Source organism: Paenibacillus gyeongsangnamensis (assembly GCF_027533625.1).
In the GTDB taxonomy this organism is placed as follows: Bacteria; Bacillota; Bacilli; order Paenibacillales; family NBRC-103111; genus Paenibacillus_G; species Paenibacillus_G gyeongsangnamensis.
Window position 1 is genome coordinate 19,461 of sequence record NZ_JAQAGZ010000007.1, and the last position, 25,916, is coordinate 45,376.

Here is a 25,916-nt window from a genome sequence, read left to right on the forward strand (position 1 = left end):
CGTAATCACATCACAATCCATTCAAAAATTTAGTTATTTTTCCTTTTGCCTGCTTGGCGGGAAGGATAGCACGCCACTCCACGTCTACATCATATGGAATTCCCAAGGAATTGTTTAGAATGGAAATTAAGTGATTTCTCCATTGCCGCAAACTCTCGATCGTATATCCTTGTTGTAAAGACAAACTAATAAACACTTTTTCTTTGTCCACTTTAACCGAATGAATTTGCAAAATAGGGTCGGCAGCGATCGAAACCAGGTCACGAACACATTGCGGATCTATCGTAATTTTATTTTTATAATATAACGGTTTAACCAGTGTAACTTCCTCTTTCCGCTGGCCAAGACGGATCACCTGTTTACTAAACCATCCATGGTAGGTTTTCTCCACTTCAACCGGATAAATCGGGATAACGTGATAGCCTACGCTGCGTCTTGCTTTTGCCAGGTTTAATTCCTCTTCCGATTGAAATGACTCAATGGGAATCCATTCGATTTCTTGCGGTAAATCCAAACGCTTCACAATACTTTCAACCATCTTTTGTGAAGTGCCGATCACAAGCATTTTGTTAATTTTAGTGTTCTTGATAAAGTTGTAAACCTCTTGGCGATGGGATTCCGAAAAGAAAATCGCTCTTTTCGTAGCAGCATACATGAAACGTTCGTTTTTGGCGGATTTGCCCGCTACTCGCATCTTATTCATGATCAAAATACCGTCGTCAATTACGGCATCGATTTGATAACGTGCAACAACTTCACTGGATTTATGGCTCTTACCGGTACCGCTTTTACCGTATAAACCATAGATTTTCATTATTGGCCCCACATATACATTAAGATACGGTTAATTACAAACACTCCCCCCATTACTGCAGCCAGTTTCGGGAGGCTGGTGCCATAAAGGGCTGCAACGGCTAATCCGAAGATAACGATCTCGAGCATCAAGAGCGGCCATCCGACGAGCGGAATGGAAGCGCCGGGGGAACCGAACGTCCCCCAGACCACCATAATGAGTAGTGGCGTACCTAACCCAATAATATATTTAGCAGCCGTACTGCTTCCCGTTTTGAATCCCCAATACCCGAGCGCAATCACAACGCAAACCTCAAGAAGAAACCGCAAAATCAAGTTAAGCGATTTTAACAGGGAAACCAGCATTTCAACACCCATAAGAATCTTTCTCCTTCCCCTGCCCTAAAAAAAGGAGAACACCGAGGCGAATTCGCTCGGGCGCTCTCTGGTCGGACTTCGATTAACGTTGTATGTTCTCCAATTCCGGTTTTACCGAATGCGATTCGTTAACATCGTGCACTTCTAAAAATTTGATGTCAAAGTTCCCACTTATAAACGTAGGATGCTGCAGCAGCCTCATATGAAACGGAATCGTGGTATGAATCCCCTCGATGAAAAATTCATTAAGCGCCCGCTGCATTCGTGCGATCGTCTCTTCCCTTGTCGCTCCCCATACGATCAGCTTGGCGATCATCGAATCATAGTGCGGAGGGATGGTGTACCCAGGATACGCGGCGCTGTCGACGCGCACTCCGAATCCTCCAGGGGGCAAGTAAAACTGAATTGGGCCCGGCGACGGCATGAAGCGACGATTCGGATCTTCCGCATTAATGCGGCACTCGATGGCGCAGCCGTTAATCGTAATATCCTCTTGACGGAAGGAGAGCGGATGGCCTTCTGCAATGAGGATCATCTCTTTCACAATGTCGATGCCGGTAACCATCTCGGTAACCGGATGCTCCACCTGAATCCGGGTATTCATTTCCATAAAGTAAAAGTTCCCGTCCGGACCTAGAAGAAACTCCAGCGTTCCGGCTCCGGCATAATGGACTACCTTGGCAGCGCGCACGGCGGCTTCCCCCATACGCCCCCGAATGTCGGGCGTCAGCGTCGGGCATGGCGCTTCTTCCACGAGCTTCTGGCGCCTGCGCTGGATGGAGCAATCTCTCTCACCCAGATGCACAACATTTCCATGATGATCAGCAATAATTTGAATTTCCACATGCTTCATGCCCGTTAAATATTTCTCCAGGTAAACGCCCGCATTGCCGAACGCTTTCTCGGCTTCCTGCTTTGCCGCCGTGATTTGGCGGACCAGCTCTTCTTCATTATCTACGATGCGTATCCCTTTGCCTCCGCCTCCGGCCGTCGCCTTAATAATAACCGGATATCCAATGTCCCGTCCGATCCGGATGGCATCTTCAAGCGATTCGACAATACCGTCCGATCCGGGAATAACAGGAACATTCGCATCCTTCATCGTCTGTTTGGCTGAGGACTTATCCCCCATTCTTGCGATGGCAGACGAAGAAGGACCGATAAATTTGATATTGACGCTCTGGCACAGCTCGGCGAAATCGGCGTTTTCTGAAAGAAAACCGTATCCGGGATGGATGGCATCCACATCGGTCAATGTAGCGATGCTCATCAGGTTCGTGAAACGTAAGTAGCTGTCCTTGGAAGCGGCCGGTCCGATGCAATAAGCTTCATCAGCCAATTGAACGTGGAGTGCCTCGCGATCCGCTTCGGAATAAACGGCCACCGTTTGTATGCCGAGTTCTCTGCAGGCGCGAATGATCCGCACAGCGATTTCCCCACGGTTTGCAATCAAAATTTTGCGAAATTTCCTCATGCTGCTCATTTTAATTTCACCAAAAATAACGGTTGACCGTATTCCACCAATTGGCCGTTTTCCACTAGGATTTGCACAATTTCACCCTTACGGTCCGCTTCGATTTCATTCATCAGCTTCATGGCCTCCACTATGCAGACGATGGTGTTTTCATTCACCTGGTCTCCAACTTTGACAAATGGAGGCGAATCTGGAGAAGCCGCATGATAAAACGTACCTACCATCGGCGACACGATCGGATGCAGATCCTTTGGCGTGTCCGCTTTCGGCTGAGCTTCCGATGGAACCGAGCCGGCCAATGCAGCGGAAGCCAATTGATAGCCGGATTGCTCTTTATCCAAGATAGACGGCTGCACTTGCTGAGCAGGCGTCATTTCAGGAACGGACGGGCGATACGCCATGGCGGGTTCCGTCTTACCCCGTTTGCAGATGACAAGACGCAGGCCTTCGCTCTCTACTTCAAACTCGTCTACGGAAGTGCCGTCGATCGTCTTAATCAACTCTTTAATTTCATTAAAACTCAGCATATATTATTCTCCTCCGTCCTAGGGCAAAAATACCTATTCGTTATCGGATTAAACATTCACCAAAATCTTGGGGTTTATTTCCTCCAACATGTCGACGTTCTCATTCGGTTCATGGTTTTCAAATGTATATTTTCCCATTTGACGGAACTTCTCGTAGCGGTTTTCTCGCAATTGCCGCTTATCCATTCCCTGTAACGCCCGCAGGTGGCGAAGCACTTCATTCTTAATTAAGGCAGCTTGGACTTCGATACCACAGTTAGCCGGCTCCGGTATAATGCTGTCGATGATACCTAGTTCGAGCAAATCCTGAGCAGTGATCTTCATCGCTTCCGCCGCCTTGTCCGCCTTGGCGGCGTCTTTCCACAAGATCGCTGCCGCAGCATTGGGCGAAGCAACCGAATAGATGGCGTGCTCCATCATCAATACCCGGTTCCCTACTCCGAGAGCTAACGCACCGCCGCTGCCCCCCTCACCGATCACGATACAAATGACCGGAACCTCCAGCTTGGACATCTCGTAAAGGTTACGGGCAATCGCTTCGGATTGCCCGCGCTCCTCAGCAGCTTCGCCGGGAAAGGCGCCGGGCGTGTCGATAAAGGTAATGATCGGACGGTTAAATTTGTTCGCCTGCTGCATAAGCCTGAGCGCCTTGCGGAAACCTTCCGGATGCGGCATCCCGAAATTCCGGCTAAGATTCTCTTTGGTAGTTCTTCCTTTTTGATGCCCGATGACGGTAACGGGTGTTCCGTTCAATTTGGCAATGCCGCCAACGATCGCCAGATCGTCGCCGAACAACCGGTCCCCGTGCATTTCGAAGAACTGGGTAAACATGCACTGGATATAATCGAGCGTGGTGAAACGCTGTACATGCCGGGCGATCTGCATCTTTTGCGAAGCCGTTAAATTGTTGTAGATTTCATCCTTCAGCTTGCGGTATCGTTCTTCCAGGTAAGCGATCTCCTCAAAAAAATTAATATTTTTTTCCCGTGAGAAATGGCGAAGCTCTTCGATTTTATTGTGAAGTTCCGACAGCGCTTTTTCAAAAGGCAGATCATTCTTCATGCTAAACGACCTCCTCATGGATTTGATGAAATTCAAGCAACTGGGCAATGGACAATTTCAAATCTTTCCGGTGCATCACTTGATCCAGTTGTCCATGCTGCAAATGAAACTCCGATTTTTGAAAGTTATCAGGCAGCTTCTGCCTGATCGTCTGTTCAATTACGATACGGCCTGCAAATCCGAAGGCGGCTCCAGGCTCTGCAAGGATGATGTCGCCCAGCATGGCAAAGCTCGCGGAAACCCCGCCGTAGGTCGGATCGGTGATCACCGAAATGTACAGCCCGCCCTGTTCCTGAAACTTGGCGATGGCGCTGCTTGTTTTGGACATCTGCATCAAACACAGGATGCTTTCCTGCATACGGGCTCCGCCGGACGTGGAGAAAATCAACAGCGGAAGCTTTTTGCGCATGGCTGTCTCGACGGCTCGCGTCACCTTCTCGCCCACTACCGATCCCATCGTGCCGGCGAAAAAATCAAAGCTCATAATAACGGCGACAACGGGAAAGCCGCCAATCTCGCCCTCTCCGGTAACGACAGCTTCTTTAAGACCCGACTTCTCCTTCTGTACCGCCAATTTGTCCTTGTACCCGGGAAACTGCAGCGGATCTTCGGAGATCATGTCCGAATCATACTCTGTCAATCCGCCGTCAAACGTCATTTGAATGCGCTCCATGACACTTGCCTTAAAGTGGTAGCCGCATTTGGAGCAAACCTTCAGATTTTTCTCCAGTTCCTTGGCGTATAGAATAGCCGTGCATTGTGGACATTTGCTTACCAAGCCGTCGGGAATTTGGGTTTGAGTTCGGTCCGAAGAAATGATGGCGTATGGCCGTTTTTTCTGAAAAAACACAGTTTACACCTCACATTGCAGAAGCGCATCCACATGGTTGATGGAGCGCACTGTCACCGTACGGTTGATTTTTTTGATCAGCCCGGCTAAGACGGTTCCCGGACCAATTTCATAAAAGGTATCTACCCCTTGCGCAAGAAGCCGCTTAATGCTGTCTTCCCACAGAACGGGGGAATATACTTGCCTGATTAAGGATTGGCGGATCGCCTCAGGATCGGTAAGAGGCTCGGCGGACACGTTCGCGATCACTGGAACCCGGGCTTCCCTGAAGGTCACGTCCGCAAGCACCCCGATCAGCCGTTCCGCAGCCGGTTTCATCAAGGACGAATGAAACGGTCCGCTCACCTCCAGCAGAAGAACCCGTTTGGCTCCGCGTGCTTCGGCCAAAGCGGCTGCAGCCCGTACTCCCTCCTTGGTCCCGGAAATCACGATCTGGCTGCCGGAATTGATGTTGGCCAGCTCAACCAATCCCGCCCCCCGGCTCGCTTCCTCACAAAGAAGAGTCAACTCTTCCCGATCCAGCCCGATCACAGCGGCCATTTCCCCCTGACCGGAGGGAACGGCTTCGTCCATAAACTGTCCTCTTGCCCGTACGATGCGAACCGCATCCGCAAAGGACAGCACACCCGTAGCCACAAGCGCGCTATACTCGCCCAGGCTGTGCCCTAGCACATAATGAGGTGCTGCGACAGAAGGCTTAAATGCTTCGAGGAAGGCTATGCTGGTTGCCAGCAGCGCCGGCTGGGTATGGTACGTCTTTTTCAACTCATCGGCAGGCCCATGAAAAATCAGGCGGCTTAACGGGTAACCAAGCACTTGATCCGCCTCTTCGAAAATGGCACGGGACCCGGGAAAGTGGTCTGTTAAGTCTTTCCCCATGCCTACGCTTTGCGCCCCTTGACCCGGGAATACAAAAGCGACGTTTGAGCTCACACTATCCCCTCCCTAAAATAACCTGCTTCACCTTCAAGTCGAATCTCCATTTTCTCAATGAAGACGATCGCAGCCGCCGTATGTTTCGTATGGGTAATCGTCACATGCGACCGAATCGGAAATTCAAATCGTTTCCCTACCTCAGCCGGAACGGTCAATTCCGGTTTTCCCAGAGAATCGGGCAGTATTTCCAGACACTTAGGAGTTACAATCCCTGTCCAACCGGTACCGAGTGCTTTGGCCGCCGCTTCCTTCGCTGAAAAACGGCCGGCAATCCATTCCGTCCTGCGCTTCGGATTCCGGAATTGTTCGTACAGATGGCGCTCCCTGTCGGAAAGCAGCGCGCGTATAAAAGAGTCTTCTTCCCTGGCAACGATTTTGTCGATCCGTTCGATATCTACAAGATCAAATCCAATGCCCACAAGCAAAGCAATCACCTCTCACGGAAGAAAGAAGATAAGTTCGCCTTTCGCGATTCTGGATTGATCATGTCCGTTGATGATGCGTGCCTTGGTCGTGTGATAATTTCCCAGCTGCTCTTTCATCTCCACGATGATATGCAAGCTGTCCCCAGGCCGGCCGGGATTGTAAAAGCGAAAATCCTGGGTTCGTACCAAATAACCGATTCTCGGTTCGGTTTGATCGGAATTCTCCAGCGAGATCGACAAAAGCATGCTGGCCTGCGCCGCCATTTCGATCATGAGAACTCCGGGAACGATCGGTTCACCCGGGAAATGCCCTGCAAAATAAGGCTCATTATAAGCGAGGTGCTTCATACATTCGATTTCATTGCCTTCCAAACGCAGCACTCGGTCGATAAACAAAAATGGCGGAGCTTGCTTTAATATTTCATGCGGACGCTTGTCCAGCACGTTCAGTCGCTCTTTTTCCAACACGCTCATTTGTTAACAAACCTCCATGTCAATTGATAAATGACAAACTGCCGACGTTTTTCAGACGTTCCGTGATTTCGGGATACTTAAAGCAATCCGTTAAATAACGCTTTTCCTTGTCCAGATGCTCTTCCAAGGTGGAATAAAAGGACGAACGCAGCAATTCCTTCATCCTCGGGAGATTTCTTCCTTCCCCCTGCAGAATCTGGCGGCACAACTGGTCAATCCGTTCCAGCATGACGGATCTCTTCTCAACCACTTCATGAAACAGTCCCCAATCGGCCACTTCCTTCGCCGTAAACAATCGTCCGGTCAACAGCAGTTCCATCGTTCGTGAAAGACCGATATACCGGGGCAGGAAATAGCTCGCGCTCAAATCGGGAGTAAAGCCCATATAGTGGAAGTTCTCAATGAATTTCGTCTTCTCCTCGGCAATCCGATAATCGCAAGCCAGCATGATATTGAGTCCGCCGCCATAGGCGTAACCATGAATACCGGCAATCGTCAGCTTCGGAGACTCGTAGATTTCCAAGATGATTTTGTTTAGCTTTTCAACCACGCTGTCGAGCAGCCCCGGCCCATCCTGCCGCGTGGAAAGCTCGATTAACCCTTCAAGCGCGGGACCGGAGGAGAAGAAGGCTCGAGCCGAGCTGAGAAATACGATCGCTTTGCAATCCGGATCCTCATTCGCGTACCGTACCGCTTGAAACAAATCCGTTGCCATCTGCAGATCCAGACTGTTCTTCGTCTGCTGGTTGTTCAATTCAATGTAACGAATCCCATCATTGATGTGGACTTGAACGTTACTCATGCCTTCTCACCTGCCTGAACCAGTACCGACGAGGCGCTTGCCTTGAAATCGGCTTCGTCGATAATTTTCTGATATAATTTGTATCCGGACAATACAGCCGATACGACTCCGCCGCCCGGATCGGTCCAATGCCCTGACACGTAAAGTCCGGAAATGGACGTGCCGTGCTGCGGCCTTGACGTCATTTGTTTCATGTTCTGCTCCCAGCCGTAGGTGGCTCCCTGACTGTTGTTCGTATACCGCTCCAAAGTGAGAGGCGTGCCGGATTCCACAAAATCAAGATGCCCACTTAAATCCGGGATGGCCTTTTCCGCAATTCGGATCATCGCTTCTTGATATTTAGGCTTCTGTTCTTTCCAATCTTGACCGATATCATAGGGTACCAAAGTAGTCAGTATCGCGGTGTGCTTGCCTTGCGGAGCCAAGCTGGGGTCGGCCAGCGTAGGACAGGAGAGCGCTAAGCCGCATAAGCCTTCAGCTCCATATTGTTTCAGGTTCAAATGTCTTTCGTACGATTCCGAATAATCATACAGGTTATAAATAAACGTTTCGTGCGCTAATTCATAGGATTCCAGCGGCAGATCCGTTCCGATAAATACTTCGAAAGCAGACATGGATACGGTCATTTCGGAAAGCCGTTTGACATAACGTGACGGAAAATGTTCTTCGCCGACAAGTCCGTGCACCATCTTTTTCAAATCTCCGTTGCAAATGACGATCGGCGCCTCCACATATTCTCCCGTTTGCAAAATAATCCCTTTGGCCGTTCTGTCTTCTACCACGATCTTCTGCACTTCATTGCGCAGGCATACTTCGCCGCCTAATTCCTCAATGCGCCCGACCAGCGCATCGGCCAGCTGCTGAAAGCTTCCTTTTAAATAATAAATATCTTCTTGAAAATAACTCATGATCGCATAGGCGAAATACAGTGCGCTGCCGCGAGTAGGCGGCGAGCCGTAATAGCTCCACAAAGCGGCGAACGTAAATACGGCTTTTTCATCCGTCAAGTGCCGGACCAGCAAATCATGAAATGTCATATAACGATACTTCATGATCACCGGATTGGACATGACATGGAAAGGATCCCTGGCGTGAAGAAGCTCAATGGTCGCGTGATAAATTTCCTGCATTTCGCGAACGAGTCGAACGATGCCTTCCTTCTGGTCCGGAAAGAGGCGTGAATAAGTTTCGATCAACCCTTCCGTATGCCTCGGCACCGTAAACCGGTGCTCGGGATAGAAGGCCGTAAACACTTCCGGCAATTGAATAAAAGGTAACACACCTGCAAGTCCTGCTTTCTCAAGCAGATCGTGAAGCAAGCCATGTTTCTCCGCACCGGCTACGATTCGAACGGCAGCATCGAAAGTATACTTGTGCCGTTTGAAGGAATGGGCGTACCCGCCGGCGTAATAATGGCGTTCTGCAACCAACACGGAATAACCTTGCTGCGCCAGATAGGTGGCGACACTCAAGCCTCCCATTCCTGCACCGATTACGATAACGTCATATTTGTCCTTTTTAGGTCGACGCGCCAACTGGAGTCACCTCTTCTCCCTGTGTGCTCGCTTCATCGGATTCCGAAGCGAATTCCAGAACCTTTTTCACTTCTGTAAGAATATCGGCGGCAAGCGCTCCGTCGATTGCTCTGTGATCGAAGGCAAGACTCAATTTCATCATGGGACGTATTGCTATTTGACCTGCCATCACGACGGGCTTGTCTTCTATCGCTCCTACACCAAAACAGAGCGTATTTGAGATGATCGGATAGAAAGCTTGAATCGGACGGTGTCCAAGAGATGTAATGGTGAATGTGCCCTGGAGCTTAGCGCGACGCGAAAGGTTTCCCATCGCAAGCCTGTATATCCACCGGCCTAACCAGAGCGGCATCGATTGCAGCTTGCGTACATTGGCAAATTCCGTAATCTCATCGGCTTCCGTGTCGCGGTAATATTCGATCATCTTCTGCATACCTTCGAGCGGCATTTGATCCGAATCAGGGATGATACCCGACATCACAAATCGTCTTCCATCCATCGTTTTGTCGAGCGTAAATTTCGCGGCTATGCGGTGATAAACGGCCATTTGGGGAATCATCCCATGCTTGACGGAAGAGTTAGCTTCCGGATAAAGCCGGATGACCCGAGAGATCGCTTCAATTAGGAACACGATATAACTAATGCGATGTCCGGATAATTTCAGCTTATCCCGGCGTCTCTTCACCTCAGACATATCAATCTCCGTATCCAGGTAAACCGACTTAAATTCATCCGCATAATTCAGAAAATAATACGTATGCCTTCTCGCCTTCGGCAACGCGATAATTGCCGGCTTCTCTTCGGAAGGTTTCATCAAACGGTTTCCTCGGTTACTGCCGCGAGCAGCTCCTTCAGGCTGGTCGCCTTCATCATCTGTTCCACCGGAAGGCGTATCCCCAGGGCCGATTCGATGTGGAGCATCAAGCGTACGGCATTGACGGAATCCCAATCGTTCAACTCTTCAAGCATGATGTCGTCATGGATCTCTTCCACATCCATATCCAGAACGTCAGCGATCACTTCCTTAAGGTCCTTTATGTCGATCATAGAGCGGTAACCTCCTCTCCTGTATGCATCTTAATCCATGTCACTTCGTCCGGAATATGCTCCAACGTATGGACAAAGACTTCAAGCTCGGGATTTGCCTTATCGTCTGACGACAACCGGTCACCCTGAACACGCTCGAAACCGTGCTGCACGTAAAAATCTTTGACGATCACGTTTTTCGCTGTAGGGATATACTCCCCGATGATCTCGCGCGCTCCCTCTTCTTGAGCCTTCAATAAAACATGGCGCAGGATCGCCGTCTCAATTTTCCTGGAGAAAACACGGCAGCTCATCAAGAAGTTTCGAATCCGCCAAGCTGTCACTTGCTTTTCTACAATCACGCTGCCGATGATGCCGTAATCGCCGAAACGATCCGTCGTTTGAAACCCGAATACCCAGTAGCTGCCGCTGCCTTCCATATGCTCGATTTCGGATTCCTGGTATCGGCGTGTCGTCATATTGAACTGATTGGTTCTCACGTTTAATTGGGCGAGACGCGGTAAGTAAAATTCATTCACAGGCAGGATATGCAGATGCATATCCAAAGACTGTAAATAGTCCTCTACAGAGGCGCTCGATTTCATCAACTGATCGCGCTCGACTTCCTTTTTATACTGATTGGTCCGGTTCAAATCCGTGGAAGTAAGCTTAATCGTATTGAACCAACCCGAAGACAGCAGCGTTTCCGGATAATAAGAAGGATCCTGCGGCATTTCAGGCACTATGACAGCGGGAAGAGCTTCACGAACCAGGTTTCGTTCAAATGGATTATCGTCAATGAATACCAAGCTGTCCAAACCGATGTTTAATCCCTCGGCAATGGCTTCGATGTTCTCATGTTTGGGATTCCAATTCGCGCGAAGCATCACGATATCTTCCATCCCTAACTGCATATGAGGGTGCTGGTCCAGCATTTCCCGCACCAAGGATTCTTCGTTTTTACTGCTCACAGTCAGAAGCACGCCTTGGTTCTTCAAGTGCCGGATGGCCTTCTGGAATTCAACGAAAATTTTACCCGGCGCCGAATCTCCCAATTGGACTCCGTTCAAGCCGTCATCGCCGACGATCCCGCCCCACAAGGTATTATCCAGATCCAATACGAGGCCTTTTTTCGTTAAGCCCACGATGCTTCTCGCGACTTTTACGCTTTCCGCAGCAAAAGCAAACAGCACTTCTTCGCTTAAATTGAAGCTTCCGTATTGCATCAATCGCGGATCCCGCAGCCTGGACACCTGATGCTCCTGCAGCAATACTTCCGTATCCAGTGTGATGACCTGACTCCATTCTTCGGCCAATTCAAGAAGTTTGATGTTGAAAGATCTCCAAATACGGCTTAATTGTGCTTTCGTTTTATAATCGATCTTGATGTTGTAGGTGTCTGAAGACAACGGTACCGTATGAAGCACGAGCAGTCCTTGGCTCTGCTGATGATAAATGTTCAAGAGCTGATTGAATTGTTCTATTTTTCTCTCGCAGGCTTCCTCTAAATCGGCTGTGCCCCATTCGCGAGGCAGCTCATCCAACATTAAACGTTCATCAAACAAACAGACCGTCACTTGCGGAGAAAATTCATACAGGCCGCTGTGCTCATTCATCAGCTCATAATAATATTGATTGAATCCGGCCGTATACAGCTCAGGCCAAATGCCTTCGCTTAGCAGCAACGGTCTAAGCATAAGGGCGAAAGCGTCGGACGTAAAATTGCTTATCACAGCAACCTTTAAAGGTTTCAAAGGCTTCTCGCCGGAGGCATTCCAATCCTCAAGGGTAACATTTTTGAAAGTATAGCCGATTTTTTCGCAAAACAACGCATTTCGATTTTCTTTGATGATATGGACGACGTTTGTGCGATTTTCTCCGAGAAGATTTTGGCTTTTCAGTTGGCGAATATAATGGATTTGTTCTTTAGTGTCCATTTTTTAAGCTTCCTCTTTTGTTATTGCGATGCCTGTCTTGATCCATTTGGAAGATTCTATGGCAATGCCCACGGCCTTTTCCCCAGGCTTCATCATTTCGAACAATCTTTCCAACTGCAAGTATGGAAGGGCATTCCCGTTGTTTCCCGTTTCTGCGACACAATTGATCGCTTTGTGCGGGTCAATTTCGAGGAATTGAACGATCTTGTCCGTGATATGTCCCCCTAACTGCGGAGGCATATAATGATTTACGTCTTCGGAAGAGCATTGAAGCTGTTCAAGCAGTTCTTCCAGCATTTCTTTGGCCATGACCGGAACTCCCTGTTCGATCGCCTTATAATCTTCTTTGGCCGACTGGACTTTTTTGCCTTCTTCATGGCTGTTCGGCGACCCGAACCAGTTCATGACCTGTCCGGGCTCACGGTTCAATCCTTCGAAACGATTTACTATGTACTCGATTTTCAGACCATCGCGTTCCGGTTTCGTTGAAAGTACGGCAGCGCCCGCACCGTCACCGAACAATGCCAAGTTAATCAGCTCCGAGGAACGCAATTTTTTGAAATCGAGGCGAAAATTCATGTATTTGTTGCAAACGTCGCCGCCGATGACAAGCGCTTTGGAATAAGCTCCCGTACTTAAAAAGCGATAAGCGACCTCCAATCCTTGAATCGCTCCGGAGCAGCCGGCTTGAATCTCGAAAGCAGGTACGCGATTCATCCCCAATCGATCGGCAACCAGATTCACTGTGGCCGGCATCAGATGATCGGGCGTAGCCGTCGACATCACGATAAGATCGATCTCGGAATTTGCGACTTCAGCCTTATTCAGCGCTTGCTGCGCCGCTTCATAGGCAAGATCGCACAGATCGTACTTGACGCGCTTCTCGTCCAAATCCACTGCAAAGTAGCGCGTTTTTGTACCGATCATGAGGTCAATCCAATCTTCCCGCAGCGCAAATACTTCTTCCATCTTGGAATTGGGAATAGGCTCCCCGGGAAGAGCGGTTCCGACGCCTATGATTCTCACGGATTGCAAACAAATTCCTCCTCATCCATTACAGATTGGTTTCTACACCTACGCCGATCTCTATATTTTGGCCTCCGATTAAACTGCCCGGAGCGCCGATTACAAAATCCAGCACTTCCAGCATGTCATCTAACGATTTCAATACTGGCTTCAATCCGTAGATTTCCAATCCCCGCTGCTTTTCCTTTTTTTCCGCTTTGTCAAAACCCGCATCATAGTAACCGAATGACACTACGTTAACGTCAATACGAAACGCGCTGCATTCTCTGGACAAACATTTCATCAATGATATTTTTCCATGGTTCAAAATCGGAGAGCATGGGTAATGATCATAGTACAACGTATCATAGATAACAGGGAAAATAACTTTTCCGGATTTTTGCTTTATCATGTAACCGATAGCCGATCGATTCCACAGGAAAATGCGTTGGAACAAAGATGGAATCAAGCTTCCCAACTCGTCCTTCGCCTGCTCGAACAATTGATCTTCGTCCAGCATTTCATTTCCGTGGATCAGTACATCCAATCCGCCCAATTTAGCGACGGCGTCTTCGATAACGGACGAAGCTCCCGCTTCATCGGCCGGTACGCCGTAGAATAGATGCAGGCGTTCCGCTGCGCCCTCTCCCAACGAATTTCGGTACGCTTCGGCTTGTACCTGATTCGTACAATGGAGCCCTATACGATGCCCGCCAGCCAGCTCACGGCTCGCTATGGATTGATTAAAAGCATGATCGCCGTTCGTGATGAAGATCGCTTTGCTCACATGATTTCCTCCTATCTCATAAAGCCCCCGTCCACTTTTAACACGCCGCCGGCAATATAATCCGACATTTCTCCGGATAAAAAGAGCACGGAATCGGCAATTTCTCTCGATTCGCCCAATCTCTTCAAATCCGTATGCACAAGGAAATTATCCAGCTTGTCTTTCGGAACGTGGCCTATCATCTCCGTATTGATCATCCCTGGAGCAATGGCATTCACATAAATGCCTTTGGAAGCGTAACGGCGCGCCAGCATGCGCGTCAAACCGATAATGGAGCCTTTTGAAGTCCCGTAATTGGTCTGCGCTTCACGGCCGAGCACCCCGGTGACGGAAATGACGTTGACGATTTTCCCGCTTCCTTGCCGTTCCATATACGGGATTGCCTCGATGCAGCAGGAATATGTACCTTCAAAATTCGTGCGATAGACGCGGTCCCATTCATCCAATGACATTTGAGACGTAAAATTGTCGGCTACAATCCCTGCATTATTGATCAGTACATCAATTTTGCCGTAATCCGAATATACTTGCTCCATCAAGCGGCGAACAAAATCGCGATCCGTAATCGAGCCTTTGAAAAAAGCGGTTCTGACACCTTGTGGACGGAGCTCGTCCTCGATTTGCCTGGCAAGATGCTCGCTGCTGGCGTAAACTCCTATCACGATTGCTCCTTCTTCAGCAAATCGGTAAAGTACGGATTTTCCTATCCCGCGAGTAGCGCCGGTTATGATGGCAACCCGATCTTTCATCCTCATTGTACGACCACCTCTTTGTTTTGGAGCAGCAGCTGACGGGCCAAATTATGTCCGCTCCAGATGACTCCGCTGTAGCCTCCTCCCGGCTGGGTCCATGCACCCACAAGAAAAAGTCCTTCGATGGGAGTCGTCTGGGGCAGCCTGCGATGCAGGCACTGATCAACCGATTGCTGGGCGCCGTAGATGGCTCCTTGCACATTTCCCGTGTAAAAATGATTCGTTCGGGGTGTAGACAGCTCAACGTGCTCGATGTGACTGCTCACACCCGGATAAAGGCGTTCCAGCCTATTCAGAAGGATGCGGGTGACTGCTTCTTTCTTTTGTGTATAATTTATTTCGTCCAATTCGTTCCAGTCCTCATAACGGCTTAACACAAACAAAGACATCGTCGTTTTACCGCTCGCTTGATATTCGGGATTCATGACTTCGTAGATGGTGATGCCAAACGGCATCGTCTCGTAGCGTTCATCCAGCGTATCCCGATATCCTTGCTCAAGGTCGTAATATTCGTTTACAAAGATTTCATGATCTTTTTCTCCATAAACGGTTGGAAAATCAATGTCGAGCAGCAAGTAAGCCTGAACGCAAGCCAAGCTCGGCTTGAGCGATTCCAGCTTTTTTACGTAACGGCGCGGTAATTTTTCATAACCTACAAGCTGACCGAACGTTTGGACCGGATCGGCGTTCGAGATGACGATATCGGAGGCGAACTCCCCTTTTTTCGTCCTGACTCCCTTTGCTTTTCCATCCTCAACCACAATTTGCGTCACGTGTTGTCTTGTAAGAACCTCGCCGCCGTTTTCTTTAATAATCTCGGTAAGAGCATTGGATATTTGTTGAGAGCGTCCCTTAGGATAAAAACCGCCGAACAACAAATATTCGGTCCATGCGTAAGCGTAGTAAACGGAAGAAATTTGCGAAGGAGGCAGCCCATAGTACGCCCATTGCTGCGAAAAAACCGATTTAAGCTCGGGAGAAGCGATGTATTGGTCAAGCACTTGTCCCAGCGACAAATTATTGTAAGCTAACACGGTCGGTCCATCCGTAAATAAATCGATCGTTTCCCCGTTGTTCGTCTTATTCATCATAAATAATATTTCTTTGCGAATTCGGACAAATTGTTCGAATAAAGCTTCAATGCCTTTCTGCTCTTCCGGATACCTTTCTTGCAAGGCTCGCAAATAGGCTTCATAAGATTCAACCCGGACATCGCTATCCGGAAATACGGCTCGATACAAGCTTTTAGCGCGTATAAATTCGACGCGGTCCATCACGCCCAAATCGGTCAATACTTCCCGCAGAGCACCGCCTTCCGCCAAATCTCCGATCAAATGAAGCGAAACTTCGAATTCCACCGGCCGTTTTATTCCTTGAACCTTTCGGTTAAATGACGTAGCATAGCCTCCCGGGATGATATGCTTCTCAAGAACCCGAACCTTCATTCCCGCTTTCGCGAGATTAGCTCCGCTAACTAAGCCGCCGAGACCGGCGCCGATAATCGTAACATCCTTCATTGCCGATAATCCTCCATGGGGTCTATTTCATAATAAGAAAAGAAGCAGCCCGTGATAAAATGAAACCTTTCTTCACCGGCTGCACAGCTTGGGAATGTCTTATTATTTCACCAACAAGGCCAATTGATCGGATACGAATTGGGACAAAGTCTCTACCGAATAAAAATGCTTCTTGATTTCTTCCTGATCCATCCCTTGCAGCTTAACACCGAATTCAGCTTCCAAGCCGGCAACAACGTCGAGTGCCTCTACCGAATCTAATCCGAGTCCTTCGCCGAACAGCGGTGCATTGTCCTCAATTTCCTCTGCAGTAATGTCCTCAAGCTCCAAACGATCGATCAAAATGCTTTGCTTGATGGTGTTCTTGATTTCTTCCAACGATTTCATAATTATTTCTCTCCCATCTCATCTTTTTATATGTTCATGAATGGATTCCATGAGGAATCATTCACAGAAACCTTAAATTATTTATCCCACTGGGCAACAACTGCAGCTGTATAGTTGCCGTTTAAGGAGGAGCTTACAACAAGTCCGACGCCGCCATCATGTACGATTCTATCCAGGGACGAAGCTGCGGCCGCCTCTAAGGCGTGGGCTTCAATGAATCGGCTCGAACGCAGCGCATCCACAGCAGCGGTGAGATGGAATAAGGAGCCTGCCGATTCGCAATAACCGAAACGGTCATTCAGACACAACACGGGCACCTGTCTATCGCCAAAGATTTCGCTGAGCGCCTGCCGGTCGGCTGTAGGCTCGTCCATTCCGCTTGTGCTGTTAAAGAACACAAAGTCAATGGATGAAGCATCCAATCCGGAACGTGACAGTGCCATCTTAATCACCCGCTTCAGTACTTCTCCGTCAGAACCGTTTTGCGTCCCGCTAAAGGCGGTTCCAAAGCCTTTTAGTTCAGCATATATTTCTTTTCCTTCGTTTTGTGCTTGTTCCAAGTCCATAATGACCATAAATGCGCTGCCTTCTCCCATTTCGTATGGGATTCTGTCTAGCCCAATTGCCGAGTCCACTTTAGATGACATGGCCGAGAGCTCGTCCCCCGTGCCGATCAAACCATACTTCTGGATTCCGGCACGGATCGTTTCATACCCATAGAGCGCGCTGATCAATCCGTCGTTTCCGCCTGTACTCAGCGAGGTTCCGTAGCCTTTCAGCCCAAGCTTCTTTGCGATTTTTCCGGCAGTTGAATTGAGCACCATGTCCGGGAAATATACCCCGCTTGCATGATCCGGGCCTTTCTCGAAAATGGCCGTCAAATATTTTTGCGCACTTTCCAAACTGCCTCGGGAAGTTCCATAGAACAAACCAATGTCCTGCTGGTTCCCTTGGGTCGTTATACCGGAATCTTGAAGTGCCAGATGGGCGGCGCCTATGCTGTTTTGAGATAATTGGTTCATCCGGCGTTCATACAAATCTTTATTGTATTCTTTCAAGGAGAAGGACTCGCTGGAAGACGTCGCCTCTTCTTCCATCAGCCATGGCAGAATGCTGCCGGAGCGATGACCCCATTTTGAGACGGTTCCCAGTCCGACCACGGCTACGCGCTTAGGTTCGCGGATTTCGGTTTCCTGCACGGTACGCTGCCCGTACGCCCAGTTGTATGAAACGATGGAGGCGTTATGGCCGCCAAAAGCGGAATTGTTGCACAAAAAGTACTGTACGGTGCTTTCTTTCATCTCATTGGTGACGAGATTCAACGGATTGACCCCATCCCGCGGGGATTCAAAGTGCAAAGTAGCAGGCAGTAATCCATCCTTTAGAGCCAATAGCGTTGTCACGTATTCGATTGCAGCGGCTGCTCCTAAATTGTGGCCAAAGTATGCTTTGCTCGAGCTTACCTGAATCTGATTGAAACGCTCTTCGCCGAACAACTGGCGCAGACCGAAAAGCTCTGCAGAGTCATTGGCTTTGGTTCCCGTTCCGTGTGTGTTGATATAGTCAATTTGATCCTTCGAGACGTTTGCATTGGATAATGCAAACTCCACAGCTAGCTGAATGCCGCGGCCTTCCGGTTCCGGCGCGGTTTCATGATAAGCATCGCTGCTTAAGCCGTAACCGCAAACCTCAGCATAAATGTGCGCGCCCCGCTTGAGCGCACTTTCAAGAGATTCCAGAACAACGAATGCAGCCCCTTCTCCCAGACTTAACCCGAATTTATTATTGTAAGGGGAACACGGTACAGGATTAAGAGCTTGCAGCACGTTAAATCCGGCGTAAACCGAAGAGGACATGGAATCCGATCCGCCGGCTAGCATGGTATCGGCATAACCTTCCGTGATCATATCGTATGCAAAGCCGATCGCATTCCCGCTTGCGGCACAAGCAGTGTTTAACGTATTTACAGGCCCATGCAGCCCGAAATTCATCGCGATATTGTCACCCTGTTGGTAGAAAGGGTACCGGGAGGTGCGCTCCACATCCAAATCGGTTACGGTTGCCTGCTCCTCCAAGGAATTGATCCCCCCGTTGCAGGTACCGAAAGCCACGCCGAAACGTGCCGAATTCTCCCGGGTAATTTCAATTCCACTCTCAGTCAAGGCTTCCTTGGCAGCAATGATGCCAAACTGGCTGCAATAGTCATATAAATTTTGTTCCTGTTCTGAAAAATACTTCTCCGGAGCATAATCTTTCACTTCGGCTCCGATTTGGCTAAGGAACTTATCCGTATTGAATCGGGTAATAGGTCCTATGCCGGTTTGGTTTTTTTTCATGTTATCGATGACTTCATGCTTGTCGGCTCCCAATGAGCAAATGATTCCGATCCCCGTTACAACAACTCTTTTCTTCGGTTTCATACTTGTCCTCCTCAACATGATAAAAGGTATCGACCTTAGCGCTGATCATAGGACTATAATCATGATGTTAGGTCTATGGTTGGTCAAGTTATAATAATCTTATCCACCTAGTTTCTGTCAATCTCAAAATAACAGACGAAAATTCCTTAGGCAAGTAAATAATTTATTAACTAATAAGACGAATTAAATACAATTTTAAACAAATTAAAAAAATAATTTTACAAATTTAATTATTTATAAAACTAATTATATTAGTTTAAAATAAATCAAAAAAGAGTTCCTAACTCTACCTTTTTTAACCGTGATTGAATCCGACCTGGGACCAGGGTGCAGGAAGTTTCCTTATGATAAAATAAATGGGGGTTAGCGTAACGAATAAATGGGAAATTAAAAATGGAAAGGGGGTTAGCCCAGTGCCTAATGTTATTAAAGATGCGATTATGGATGGTAACTATGAAAGAGAAGCTAGGTTTGCAGCAATGATTGCGATGATCGGAGCACTATTCTTGTTGGTCGGCACATTATTACACCCTATGCATGAGGACCCTAATATGCCTGCGGCAGCTTTCAAGGAGTACGCCGCTGACCCCAACTGGGTGGCCAGCCATTTAACACAGCTTTCCGGCGTCTTTTTGATGGTGGCGTCGCTTGTACTCCTTGCTCGAAGGATAGCAGGGGGGCCCGCCGGCGCTGCAGTCACTTTGGGAGCTGTCAGCGCTGCAGCGAGCTTAGCGGTAGCAGCCGCATTGCAAGCCGTTGACGGTATAGCCTTGAAGGTAATGGTAAACACTTGGCAAAGGCCCAGGGGAACGAAAAAGACGCTCTTTTCAATTCTGTATTTGCTGTCAGACAAATCGAGATAGGACTAGCGAGTATCGCTAGCTTGCTCTTCGGTATCACTGTGATGATCTACGGCTTTGCATTGATGAAAGACCCGCGTTTTCCTAAATGGTTAGGTATCTTAGCGCTTGCCGGCGGCGTTCCTACTGCAATTGCCGGCATAGTGATGGCCTATACAGGTTTCTCTGAGTTAGATATGGCGATCAATATGCCGGCCAATATTTTGCTGCTTTGTTGGATGATTTTACTGGGAATCTATATGTGGAGAAACCCCTCGCTTTCATTCAATAAAGATAGAAAATAACTCAAGCAATAGCTCAAACAGGCTGCCAATGTCCGGCAGCCTGTGTTGAAATGCTATCGTTATTTATCCTTCAAACGGCTCATGAAATACTGCTTCTGATGTACTTTCTGAGACAAGGATACGGACCACCGATAATATGAGCCATGGTTAAGATAAATTGGTAATGATCCTCCAAGATTTTTGGGCAAATGCTGGCGTGATGGGCCAGTAATTGTTGAACTGCTAATCCCCTTTCCGAACTAAGTCTGTTTAGAAGCTCATTGTTTTGTGCGACCGTTTTGCTTATTTCCATTAAAGTCTGCGTTTCGACGTCTAATGGCCGGTTTGCCAAACTCGAAAGTTGGATTTCGAAAGTCTCCAGCCGTCGTTTTAAGTGAAGAATCTCTTCTTGACGCTGTACGGAGGCGTTCGACTTTTTCAACAGAAAAAGCTTCTTCACCTCTTGGGTTACGCTCTTAAGCATGCTGTCTCCTTCTTTCTCTTAACCGAAAAAAGGAAGCGAGGGAATAGAGCACAAAAGTATCATTGTCCTCATTAATGCTTCTACTATTTTCTTTCTACGCTGACGAAGTTAGCTGACGGACTCGGGTCGAAAGTTAACCCTAACACTTAATAAGTGTACTCACCCCAGAAAACTTGGTTCCCCCGCTTCTTTTATCCAAAGAATTAAGCGTATTATGAATTATTCTTACTTTATCAATTTACCTTAATACCAATTTTGAAACAATAGTAAGGTTTACTTATAATTTCTATGACATTAGTCTTGCACCGCCACAAGCTTATTGATCATCGTCTTGATAGGTTTAGGACTTCCTTCCGATACCCCCGTCTTACTTAGAATGCTTCTTTTCCAGCTAATTCACTTTAGCAGCCAAGGAATGATAATTATTGATAATACTAATTTTATTAGTTATAATAACATTAAGAGGTGGTTTTGCATGCAAATCATTCACGAAAAGACAATTTACCAATTGGCATTTCTTCCACGGATTTTTCCTGTAAATTGTTATTTGGTTGAGGAACATGACAGTCTAACCTTGATCGACGCCGCGTTGCCGTTCAGCTCGAAGGGAATCTTGCAGGCGGCCGCCAGCATCGGCAAACCGATCAAGCGGATTTTGTTAACGCATGCGCATGAGGATCATGTAGGAGCGCTTGACGCTGTAAAACAGGCGTCCCCTGAACTACTGGTTCATATCTCTCATAGGGATGCTCCGTTAATGGCCGGAGATTGCACATTAGCCCCGGATGAGCCCAATACCCCGATTCGCGGCGGCGTGCCTAAAAAGCTGAATACGCGGGCCGACATTCTCCTGCGGGATGGAGATCGGATCGGATCGTTGCTTGCCGTTTCCGCCCCGGGACATACTCCGGGATCGATGGCCTATCTCGACACGCGCAACAACATTCTCATTGCCGGCGACGCTTTTCAGACCAGGGGCGGCATTGCCGTATCCGGTAAATTGAAACCTTGGTTTCCTTTCCCCGCCATGGCCACTTGGCATAAGCAGACTGCGCTGGATAGCGCGAGAAAGCTAAAGGATTATCATCCGTCCTTGCTCGCTGTCGGGCATGGCAGGATGCTGAAACAGCCGGATGCCGCTATCGGCAGAGCCATAGCCGAAGCGGAAGCCCAACTTGGGATCTACACATAACAAAGGAGTTACAACTATGCCGCCAAGACCAGGAATTAGTCTCACCACCATCTTAGAAGCAGCTACGGAAATCGCCGATACCAACGGTATCGATGAAGTTACATTAACCTCATTGGCTCAGAAGCTCAATATCCGTTCCCCTTCCCTGTACAACCACGTCAATGGATTGCAAGGCTTACGGAAATTACTGGCCATTTACGGTCTCGAGCAGCTCCTTATTGTCTTGACCCGTTCGGCTATCGGTCGATCCGGGGACAATGCGATACATGAGATGGGGAAAGCCTATGTCTCCTTCGCCCGCTCCCACCCCGGATTGTATGAAGTCACTCAGGTCGCTCTCGAACCATCGGACCCGGAAATACAACGGTTGGGACAGGAAATCGTCGATTTGGTCCTCCAGGTTTTGAGCGCATACGATTTGGAAGAGGAAACCGCATTCCATATAGCACGTGGATTGCGCAGTATTATGCACGGGTTCGCTTCACTTGAGCAAAAGGGAGGTTTCGGGTCTCAGCCTGACACGAATGTCAGCCTCGAGCTGCTCATCAATACCTTTTTAGCGGGATTACGCACCCTTAAAAATCAACCGCTTTCATAGCATTTAAAAATAACCCGATCCCCATTTACTGTGGATCGGGTTATTTTTCGATTGACGAGAAACCTGAATAAGCAGAACAATGCAAAAGGCAGAAGGTGGGGTATCCCCTGTAGGAGCGATAGCGCTCGTACCCCACCGGAGTTTATTGTGAGCTCGCGGCAAGCTCTTCCAAATGGGTGACGGAAATTCGGTAGGCATCATAGCTCGAGAACTCTTGTTGAAGCTCCGTAATCCTTTGTTTGAACCGCGGGCTTGAAAGCAGCGTATCCACCGCAGACGAGATTTGTTGTTCGGTTGGACGATCCGTCTTCAAATTGATGCCGATCCCAGCCCATTCCACCCGGGCACACACCTCGGGCTTATCCTCCGTCTTACCCGCCACAATCAGCGGTACCGCGTTTTGAATCGCATAATGAACGCCGCCGTAGCCTGCATTCGTAATCATGATGTCAACATGAGGCATCAGATCGGTATAAGGAATAAACGGCTCAACACGAACGTTTTTCGGCAGGTGATCGCCTACCATGGATATCGGGCGGTTCCCCGTTGTCGCCACGACCAGTACATCTTTGTTAGCCAACGCCTTAATGGTTGGAATCATCAGACGACTGAAATCTTCATTCGCCAGCGTTCCTTGGGTTACATGAACGACAGGCTTACCGGAATTCAGATCCGGCCACCACTTGGGAAGGGGGGTCTTCACAGCCGTGACAGGAGGGTTATAAGGGCCTACAAATTTCACGTTCGACGGCAAATCCGAACGCGGGTACTCAAAGGAACGGCATGTTCCTTGGAAATAAAGATCAGAGTAATGCACGGCCGCATCGAAAAAATACGGATCCAGCTTGGGCAAATTCATTCGGCTCAAAATTTGATTAAAATGGTTCTGCTCCTGACTGAACACAATCTTCTGAACAAAGAAATTTAACATGCGGTTCTTCATTTGTCCCATGAAAGAATGATTGGGCAAGATTCCGAGACCGAACGGTGCCGTATCCTTACTGGTTACGGATAGAGGCAGAATGCCGAAGCAGGCCGTCTTGATTTTATCGCCCCGGAGCCGAATGGGAATCAATCCCGTGAAGGTTGGATCGATTACAAGCACATCCGCCTTGAACTTCTCACGTATTTCAGCGATATCCTTGTCAAACCCTTCCATGGTATTTGCAATAATGTTCCTTATTCCCCACTTAAAAAATTTTATTCCTTTATACTTGGGCATATCGGGAAAATCTTCGTTTAATGTGGATCCGGAAAAATTCCTGACGTTTTTGAATGGGATAAACGTCGCCCCAGTAGCTTCCACTTTTTCCTTAAAATGCGTACTGGTATAAAACATCACTTCATGCCCCCGCTCCGCCAATTCCTTGGCCAAGGGCAAGCCGGGATTTACATGACCTGCGGAAGGCCATACCGCAAACAAAAACCGTGCCATCCTTTTACTCCTTTCCGCCTTTAAGACATAACGAGATCTTGATACCGTGTCTTATACCACTCTATCGTTTGGCGAAGCCCATCCTGAAATGCAATCCTGGGGCGCCAGCCCATTTCATTTTGAAGCTTGGAGGAGTCGATGGCATAGCGCCAATCATGCCCCGGTCTGTCCTTGACAAACTCCATCAATTCGCTGAAACTGTTCAAACCCGCTTCCCGGAGCGTTTCCGGAGCCAAATCATCCAAAATCGCGCATATTTGCTCTGCAAGTTGAATGTTATTCCACTCGTTATCGGAGCCTACATTATAGGTCTCGCCGCTCACACCCCGGTGAAAAACGAGATCGATGGCCTCCGCATGATCCTGCACATGCAGCCAATCTCTTACGTTTTGGCCGTTTCCGTAAATCGGAATTTTCTTTACGTTCAATGCGGATCGGATGATCGTGGGGATAAACTTCTCATCGTGCTGACGCGGGCCGTAATTATTCGAGCAGTTAGTGATTACCGTGTTCAATCCATAGGTTCGGTTGAAGCTCCTAACAATCATATCGGAGCTGGCTTTGCTCGCACTGTAAGGGCTGTTGGGGGCATAGCTGCTTTCCTCGGTGAACTTGCCCGTTTCCCCTAACGCTCCGTACACTTCGTCCGTCGATACATGGTGAAACCGGCATTCTTCATAACCTGGCTTTACTTTGCCCGGGCCACCCATCCAGTGATTTAATGCTGCATTCAGCAGGGTAAAGGTCCCCAAGATGTTCGTTTCCATAAAAACAGCCGGATTGGCAATTGAATTATCCACATGGGACTCCGCTGCGAAGTGAATCACTCCGCGAATATCAAAGGTCGAAAATACGAAGTCGACAAGCTCTTTATTCTCGATCACACCGCGCAGGAAGGTATAGTTAGGGAATCGGCCTGCTTCGATTCCAAAATCCTTTACAGAGGCATACGTTAATTTGTCAAGATTCACGATATGATACCCATCATACTTTGAAAGAACATGAAGGATAAAATTCGAACCGATAAAGCCCGATCCGCCGGTGACAAGAATCGCTTTTTTATCGCTTGTCTTCTGCAGGGTCATACCATATACACCTCCTGTTTATAGTATGATTTAGCATGGCTTTGTTTTTTCTGAGCAATTTCAGACAAATACAGTCCATAATCGTTCTTAAGTCCTTTGGCAAGCCGCTGCAGCTGCATTTCATCGATGTAGTCCAGGTTAAAAGCGATTTCCTCAAGGCAGGCGATTTTAAAGCCTTGTCTTTTCTCCAAGGTTTCAATAAATTGGGCCGCTTCCATTAAAGAATCGTGCGTTCCCGCATCCAGCCATGCAAAGCCTCTTCCGAGCAGCTCCACATGCAGCTTGCCTCTGGATAAATATTCCGCATTCACATCCGTGATCTCCAGCTCTCCGCGGGCTGAAGGACGGATCGATTTAGCAATCCGAATCACATCGTTATCATAAAAATAAAGACCTGTAACCGCAAAATCCGACTTGGGTACTCTAGGCTTCTCTTCGACCGATAGAACCCTTTGCTGTTCGTCGAATTCGACGACGCCGAACCGGGTCGGATCTTTGACGCGGTAGCCGAATACGGTTGCGCCGCTTTTGCGTTGTGCTACCTCTTGCAGCATAGTCGTGAACCCTTGTCCGAAGAAAATATTATCTCCCAGAATAAGTGCGACATCATCTTTTCCAATGAAGGATTCGCCAATCAGGAAAGCTTCGGCAAGACCGTTCGGATGATCCTGAATCTCATAAGAAATCGATAATCCCAGGTCACTTCCGTCCCCGAACAGACTTTGGTACCGCGGCGTATCTTGTTCGGTGCCGATAATCAATATGTCCCGGATACCGGAGAGCATCAGCACAGACAACGGGTAATAGATCATCGGTTTATCATAGATTGGAAGCAGATGCTTGGTAACCCCGCGAGTCAACGGATACAGTCTGGTTCCATGTCCGCCGGCCAACAAAATCCCTTTCATATCAA

General features: G+C 48.3%; 28 protein-coding genes and 1 riboswitch. Of the genes, 4 read left to right on the forward strand and 24 right to left on the reverse strand.

Annotated elements, in window-relative coordinates; translation table 11 throughout:
• Positions 1–10: 10 nt before the first annotated feature.
• The 20 genes from O9H85_RS12055 to O9H85_RS12150 all read right to left on the reverse strand — a co-directional run bounded on the left by O9H85_RS12055 (position 11) and on the right by O9H85_RS12150 (position 19,086).
• A complete protein-coding gene (locus O9H85_RS12055) occupies positions 11–814 on the reverse strand; it encodes a hypothetical protein (RefSeq protein WP_269881633.1) in 804 nt (267 codons plus the stop codon).
• Positions 814–1,170 (reverse strand): YrdB family protein, encoded by a 357-nt coding sequence (locus tag O9H85_RS12060; protein ID WP_269881635.1) that lies wholly within the window; start codon positions 1,168–1,170, stop codon positions 814–816. Before O9H85_RS12060 ends, O9H85_RS12055 begins: the two co-directional genes overlap by 1 nt.
• An 82-nt stretch (positions 1,171–1,252) precedes the next feature.
• On the reverse strand, positions 1,253–2,644 hold the full coding sequence (accC, locus tag O9H85_RS12065) for an acetyl-CoA carboxylase biotin carboxylase subunit (RefSeq protein WP_269881877.1): 1,392 nt from the start codon (positions 2,642–2,644) through the stop codon (positions 1,253–1,255).
• 5 nt (positions 2,645–2,649) lie between these two features.
• A complete protein-coding gene (gene accB, locus O9H85_RS12070) occupies positions 2,650–3,171 on the reverse strand; it encodes an acetyl-CoA carboxylase biotin carboxyl carrier protein (RefSeq protein WP_269881636.1) in 522 nt (173 codons plus the stop codon).
• Between the two features lie 48 nt (positions 3,172–3,219).
• Positions 3,220–4,233 carry an acetyl-CoA carboxylase carboxyl transferase subunit alpha gene (gene accA, locus O9H85_RS12075; protein WP_269881637.1) on the reverse strand — a complete coding sequence of 338 codons (1,014 nt, stop codon included), beginning with the start codon at positions 4,231–4,233 and terminating at the stop codon, positions 3,220–3,222.
• Between the two features lies 1 nt (position 4,234).
• The gene (gene accD, locus O9H85_RS12080) at positions 4,235–5,083 is read right to left on the reverse strand and encodes an acetyl-CoA carboxylase, carboxyltransferase subunit beta (protein WP_269881638.1); all 849 of its coding nucleotides are present in this window, start codon (positions 5,081–5,083) and stop codon (positions 4,235–4,237) included.
• Positions 5,084–5,086: 3 nt separating this feature from the next.
• Positions 5,087–6,016, reverse strand: a complete 930-nt coding sequence (fabD, locus tag O9H85_RS12085; RefSeq protein ID WP_269881639.1) for an ACP S-malonyltransferase — start codon at positions 6,014–6,016, stop codon at positions 5,087–5,089.
• A complete protein-coding gene (gene acpS, locus O9H85_RS12090; RefSeq protein ID WP_269881878.1) occupies positions 6,013–6,438 on the reverse strand; it encodes a holo-ACP synthase in 426 nt (141 codons plus the stop codon). The genes fabD and acpS overlap by 4 nt, the downstream gene beginning before the upstream one ends.
• 18 nt (positions 6,439–6,456) lie before the next feature.
• Positions 6,457–6,918 carry a 3-hydroxyacyl-ACP dehydratase FabZ family protein gene (locus O9H85_RS12095; RefSeq protein WP_269881640.1) on the reverse strand — a complete coding sequence of 154 codons (462 nt, stop codon included), beginning with the start codon at positions 6,916–6,918 and terminating at the stop codon, positions 6,457–6,459.
• A 19-nt stretch (positions 6,919–6,937) separates the two neighbouring features.
• Positions 6,938–7,720, reverse strand: coding sequence for an enoyl-CoA hydratase/isomerase family protein (locus O9H85_RS12100; protein WP_269881641.1), 783 nt, complete (start codon positions 7,718–7,720; stop codon positions 6,938–6,940).
• A complete protein-coding gene (locus O9H85_RS12105; protein ID WP_269881642.1) occupies positions 7,717–9,255 on the reverse strand; it encodes a phytoene desaturase family protein in 1,539 nt (512 codons plus the stop codon). Before O9H85_RS12105 ends, O9H85_RS12100 begins: the two co-directional genes overlap by 4 nt.
• Entirely contained in the window at positions 9,239–10,069 is an 831-nt protein-coding gene (locus O9H85_RS12110; RefSeq protein ID WP_269881644.1) for a 2-oxo acid dehydrogenase subunit E2, read from the reverse strand. Before O9H85_RS12110 ends, O9H85_RS12105 begins: the two co-directional genes overlap by 17 nt.
• Positions 10,069–10,302, reverse strand: a complete 234-nt coding sequence (locus tag O9H85_RS12115) for an acyl carrier protein (RefSeq protein WP_269881645.1) — start codon at positions 10,300–10,302, stop codon at positions 10,069–10,071. Before O9H85_RS12115 ends, O9H85_RS12110 begins: the two co-directional genes overlap by 1 nt.
• Positions 10,299–12,218 (reverse strand): HAD-IIIC family phosphatase, encoded by a 1,920-nt coding sequence (locus O9H85_RS12120; protein ID WP_269881646.1) that lies wholly within the window; start codon positions 12,216–12,218, stop codon positions 10,299–10,301. Before O9H85_RS12120 ends, O9H85_RS12115 begins: the two co-directional genes overlap by 4 nt.
• Before the next feature lie 3 nt (positions 12,219–12,221).
• Positions 12,222–13,244 carry a 3-oxoacyl-ACP synthase III family protein gene (locus tag O9H85_RS12125; RefSeq protein ID WP_269881879.1) on the reverse strand — a complete coding sequence of 341 codons (1,023 nt, stop codon included), beginning with the start codon at positions 13,242–13,244 and terminating at the stop codon, positions 12,222–12,224.
• Between the two features lie 28 nt (positions 13,245–13,272).
• Positions 13,273–14,010, reverse strand: coding sequence for an SDR family NAD(P)-dependent oxidoreductase (locus O9H85_RS12130; RefSeq protein WP_269881647.1), 738 nt, complete (start codon positions 14,008–14,010; stop codon positions 13,273–13,275).
• Between the two features lie 11 nt (positions 14,011–14,021).
• Positions 14,022–14,765, reverse strand: a complete 744-nt coding sequence (locus O9H85_RS12135; protein ID WP_269881648.1) for an SDR family NAD(P)-dependent oxidoreductase — start codon at positions 14,763–14,765, stop codon at positions 14,022–14,024.
• Entirely contained in the window at positions 14,762–16,279 is a 1,518-nt protein-coding gene (locus tag O9H85_RS12140) for a phytoene desaturase family protein (protein WP_269881649.1), read from the reverse strand. Before O9H85_RS12140 ends, O9H85_RS12135 begins: the two co-directional genes overlap by 4 nt.
• A gap of 102 nt (positions 16,280–16,381) precedes the next feature.
• On the reverse strand, positions 16,382–16,666 hold the full coding sequence (locus tag O9H85_RS12145; RefSeq protein WP_269881650.1) for a phosphopantetheine-binding protein: 285 nt from the start codon (positions 16,664–16,666) through the stop codon (positions 16,382–16,384).
• A 77-nt stretch (positions 16,667–16,743) separates the two neighbouring features.
• Positions 16,744–19,086 (reverse strand): beta-ketoacyl-[acyl-carrier-protein] synthase family protein, encoded by a 2,343-nt coding sequence (locus O9H85_RS12150; protein ID WP_269881651.1) that lies wholly within the window; start codon positions 19,084–19,086, stop codon positions 16,744–16,746.
• A gap of 413 nt (positions 19,087–19,499) precedes the next feature.
• Here O9H85_RS12150 and O9H85_RS12155 point away from each other — a divergent pair, with 413 nt between their 5' ends.
• Positions 19,500–19,949, forward strand: coding sequence for a hypothetical protein (locus tag O9H85_RS12155; RefSeq protein WP_269881891.1), 450 nt, complete (start codon positions 19,500–19,502; stop codon positions 19,947–19,949).
• A complete protein-coding gene (locus tag O9H85_RS12160; protein ID WP_269881652.1) occupies positions 19,877–20,230 on the forward strand; it encodes a DUF4386 family protein in 354 nt (117 codons plus the stop codon). The genes O9H85_RS12155 and O9H85_RS12160 overlap by 73 nt, the downstream gene beginning before the upstream one ends.
• 79 nt (positions 20,231–20,309) lie before the next feature.
• Here O9H85_RS12160 and O9H85_RS12165 read toward each other — a convergent pair whose 3' ends face one another.
• Positions 20,310–20,693: a hypothetical protein gene (locus O9H85_RS12165; RefSeq protein ID WP_269881653.1), complete on the reverse strand. Its 384-nt coding sequence runs from the start codon at positions 20,691–20,693 to the stop codon at positions 20,310–20,312.
• 83 nt (positions 20,694–20,776) lie between these two features.
• Positions 20,777–20,913, reverse strand: a riboswitch (cyclic di-AMP (ydaO/yuaA leader).
• A gap of 255 nt (positions 20,914–21,168) precedes the next feature.
• On the opposite strand from O9H85_RS12165, the gene O9H85_RS12170 reads away from it, so the two are divergent.
• Both O9H85_RS12170 and O9H85_RS12175 read left to right on the forward strand, forming a co-directional pair.
• Positions 21,169–21,885 (forward strand): MBL fold metallo-hydrolase, encoded by a 717-nt coding sequence (locus O9H85_RS12170; RefSeq protein ID WP_269881654.1) that lies wholly within the window; start codon positions 21,169–21,171, stop codon positions 21,883–21,885.
• A gap of 16 nt (positions 21,886–21,901) precedes the next feature.
• Positions 21,902–22,483 (forward strand): TetR/AcrR family transcriptional regulator, encoded by a 582-nt coding sequence (locus O9H85_RS12175; RefSeq protein ID WP_269881655.1) that lies wholly within the window; start codon positions 21,902–21,904, stop codon positions 22,481–22,483.
• A gap of 142 nt (positions 22,484–22,625) precedes the next feature.
• Here the strand turns inward: O9H85_RS12175 and O9H85_RS12180 are convergent, their stop codons facing one another.
• The 3 genes from O9H85_RS12180 to rfbA are packed head-to-tail and all read right to left on the reverse strand — an operon-like array spanning position 22,626 to position 25,911.
• The gene (locus O9H85_RS12180; RefSeq protein WP_269881656.1) at positions 22,626–23,918 is read right to left on the reverse strand and encodes a glycosyltransferase; all 1,293 of its coding nucleotides are present in this window, start codon (positions 23,916–23,918) and stop codon (positions 22,626–22,628) included.
• 20 nt (positions 23,919–23,938) lie between these two features.
• Positions 23,939–25,003 carry a dTDP-glucose 4,6-dehydratase gene (gene rfbB / locus O9H85_RS12185; RefSeq protein ID WP_269881657.1) on the reverse strand — a complete coding sequence of 355 codons (1,065 nt, stop codon included), beginning with the start codon at positions 25,001–25,003 and terminating at the stop codon, positions 23,939–23,941.
• Positions 25,000–25,911, reverse strand: coding sequence for a glucose-1-phosphate thymidylyltransferase RfbA (gene rfbA, locus O9H85_RS12190; protein WP_269881658.1), 912 nt, complete (start codon positions 25,909–25,911; stop codon positions 25,000–25,002). Before rfbA ends, rfbB begins: the two co-directional genes overlap by 4 nt.
• Positions 25,912–25,916: the final 5 nt, after the last annotated feature.

Coding starts and splice junctions, on each gene's coding strand:
- O9H85_RS12165 (WP_269881653.1), bottom strand. CDS start 20,693: ATGCTTAAGAGCGTAACCCAAGAGGTGAAGAAGCTTTTTCTGTTGAAA.
- accB (WP_269881636.1), bottom strand. CDS start 3,171: ATGCTGAGTTTTAATGAAATTAAAGAGTTGATTAAGACGATCGACGGC.
- O9H85_RS12060 (WP_269881635.1), bottom strand. CDS start 1,170: ATGGGTGTTGAAATGCTGGTTTCCCTGTTAAAATCGCTTAACTTGATT.
- O9H85_RS12120 (WP_269881646.1), bottom strand. CDS start 12,218: ATGGACACTAAAGAACAAATCCATTATATTCGCCAACTGAAAAGCCAA.
- O9H85_RS12115 (WP_269881645.1), bottom strand. CDS start 10,302: ATGATCGACATAAAGGACCTTAAGGAAGTGATCGCTGACGTTCTGGAT.
- O9H85_RS12145 (WP_269881650.1), bottom strand. CDS start 16,666: ATGAAATCGTTGGAAGAAATCAAGAACACCATCAAGCAAAGCATTTTG.
- accA (WP_269881637.1), bottom strand. CDS start 4,233: ATGAAGAATGATCTGCCTTTTGAAAAAGCGCTGTCGGAACTTCACAAT.
- O9H85_RS12170 (WP_269881654.1), top strand. CDS start 21,169: ATGCAAATCATTCACGAAAAGACAATTTACCAATTGGCATTTCTTCCA.
- O9H85_RS12180 (WP_269881656.1), bottom strand. CDS start 23,918: ATGGCACGGTTTTTGTTTGCGGTATGGCCTTCCGCAGGTCATGTAAAT.
- O9H85_RS12110 (WP_269881644.1), bottom strand. CDS start 10,069: ATGAAACCTTCCGAAGAGAAGCCGGCAATTATCGCGTTGCCGAAGGCG.
- O9H85_RS12150 (WP_269881651.1), bottom strand. CDS start 19,086: ATGAAACCGAAGAAAAGAGTTGTTGTAACGGGGATCGGAATCATTTGC.
- O9H85_RS12095 (WP_269881640.1), bottom strand. CDS start 6,918: ATGAGCGTGTTGGAAAAAGAGCGACTGAACGTGCTGGACAAGCGTCCG.
- rfbA (WP_269881658.1), bottom strand. CDS start 25,911: ATGAAAGGGATTTTGTTGGCCGGCGGACATGGAACCAGACTGTATCCG.
- O9H85_RS12135 (WP_269881648.1), bottom strand. CDS start 14,765: ATGAGGATGAAAGATCGGGTTGCCATCATAACCGGCGCTACTCGCGGG.
- accC (WP_269881877.1), bottom strand. CDS start 2,644: ATGAGGAAATTTCGCAAAATTTTGATTGCAAACCGTGGGGAAATCGCT.
- O9H85_RS12140 (WP_269881649.1), bottom strand. CDS start 16,279: ATGAAGGATGTTACGATTATCGGCGCCGGTCTCGGCGGCTTAGTTAGC.
- rfbB (WP_269881657.1), bottom strand. CDS start 25,003: ATGACCCTGCAGAAGACAAGCGATAAAAAAGCGATTCTTGTCACCGGC.
- O9H85_RS12055 (WP_269881633.1), bottom strand. CDS start 814: ATGAAAATCTATGGTTTATACGGTAAAAGCGGTACCGGTAAGAGCCAT.
- O9H85_RS12175 (WP_269881655.1), top strand. CDS start 21,902: ATGCCGCCAAGACCAGGAATTAGTCTCACCACCATCTTAGAAGCAGCT.
- O9H85_RS12100 (WP_269881641.1), bottom strand. CDS start 7,720: ATGAGTAACGTTCAAGTCCACATCAATGATGGGATTCGTTACATTGAA.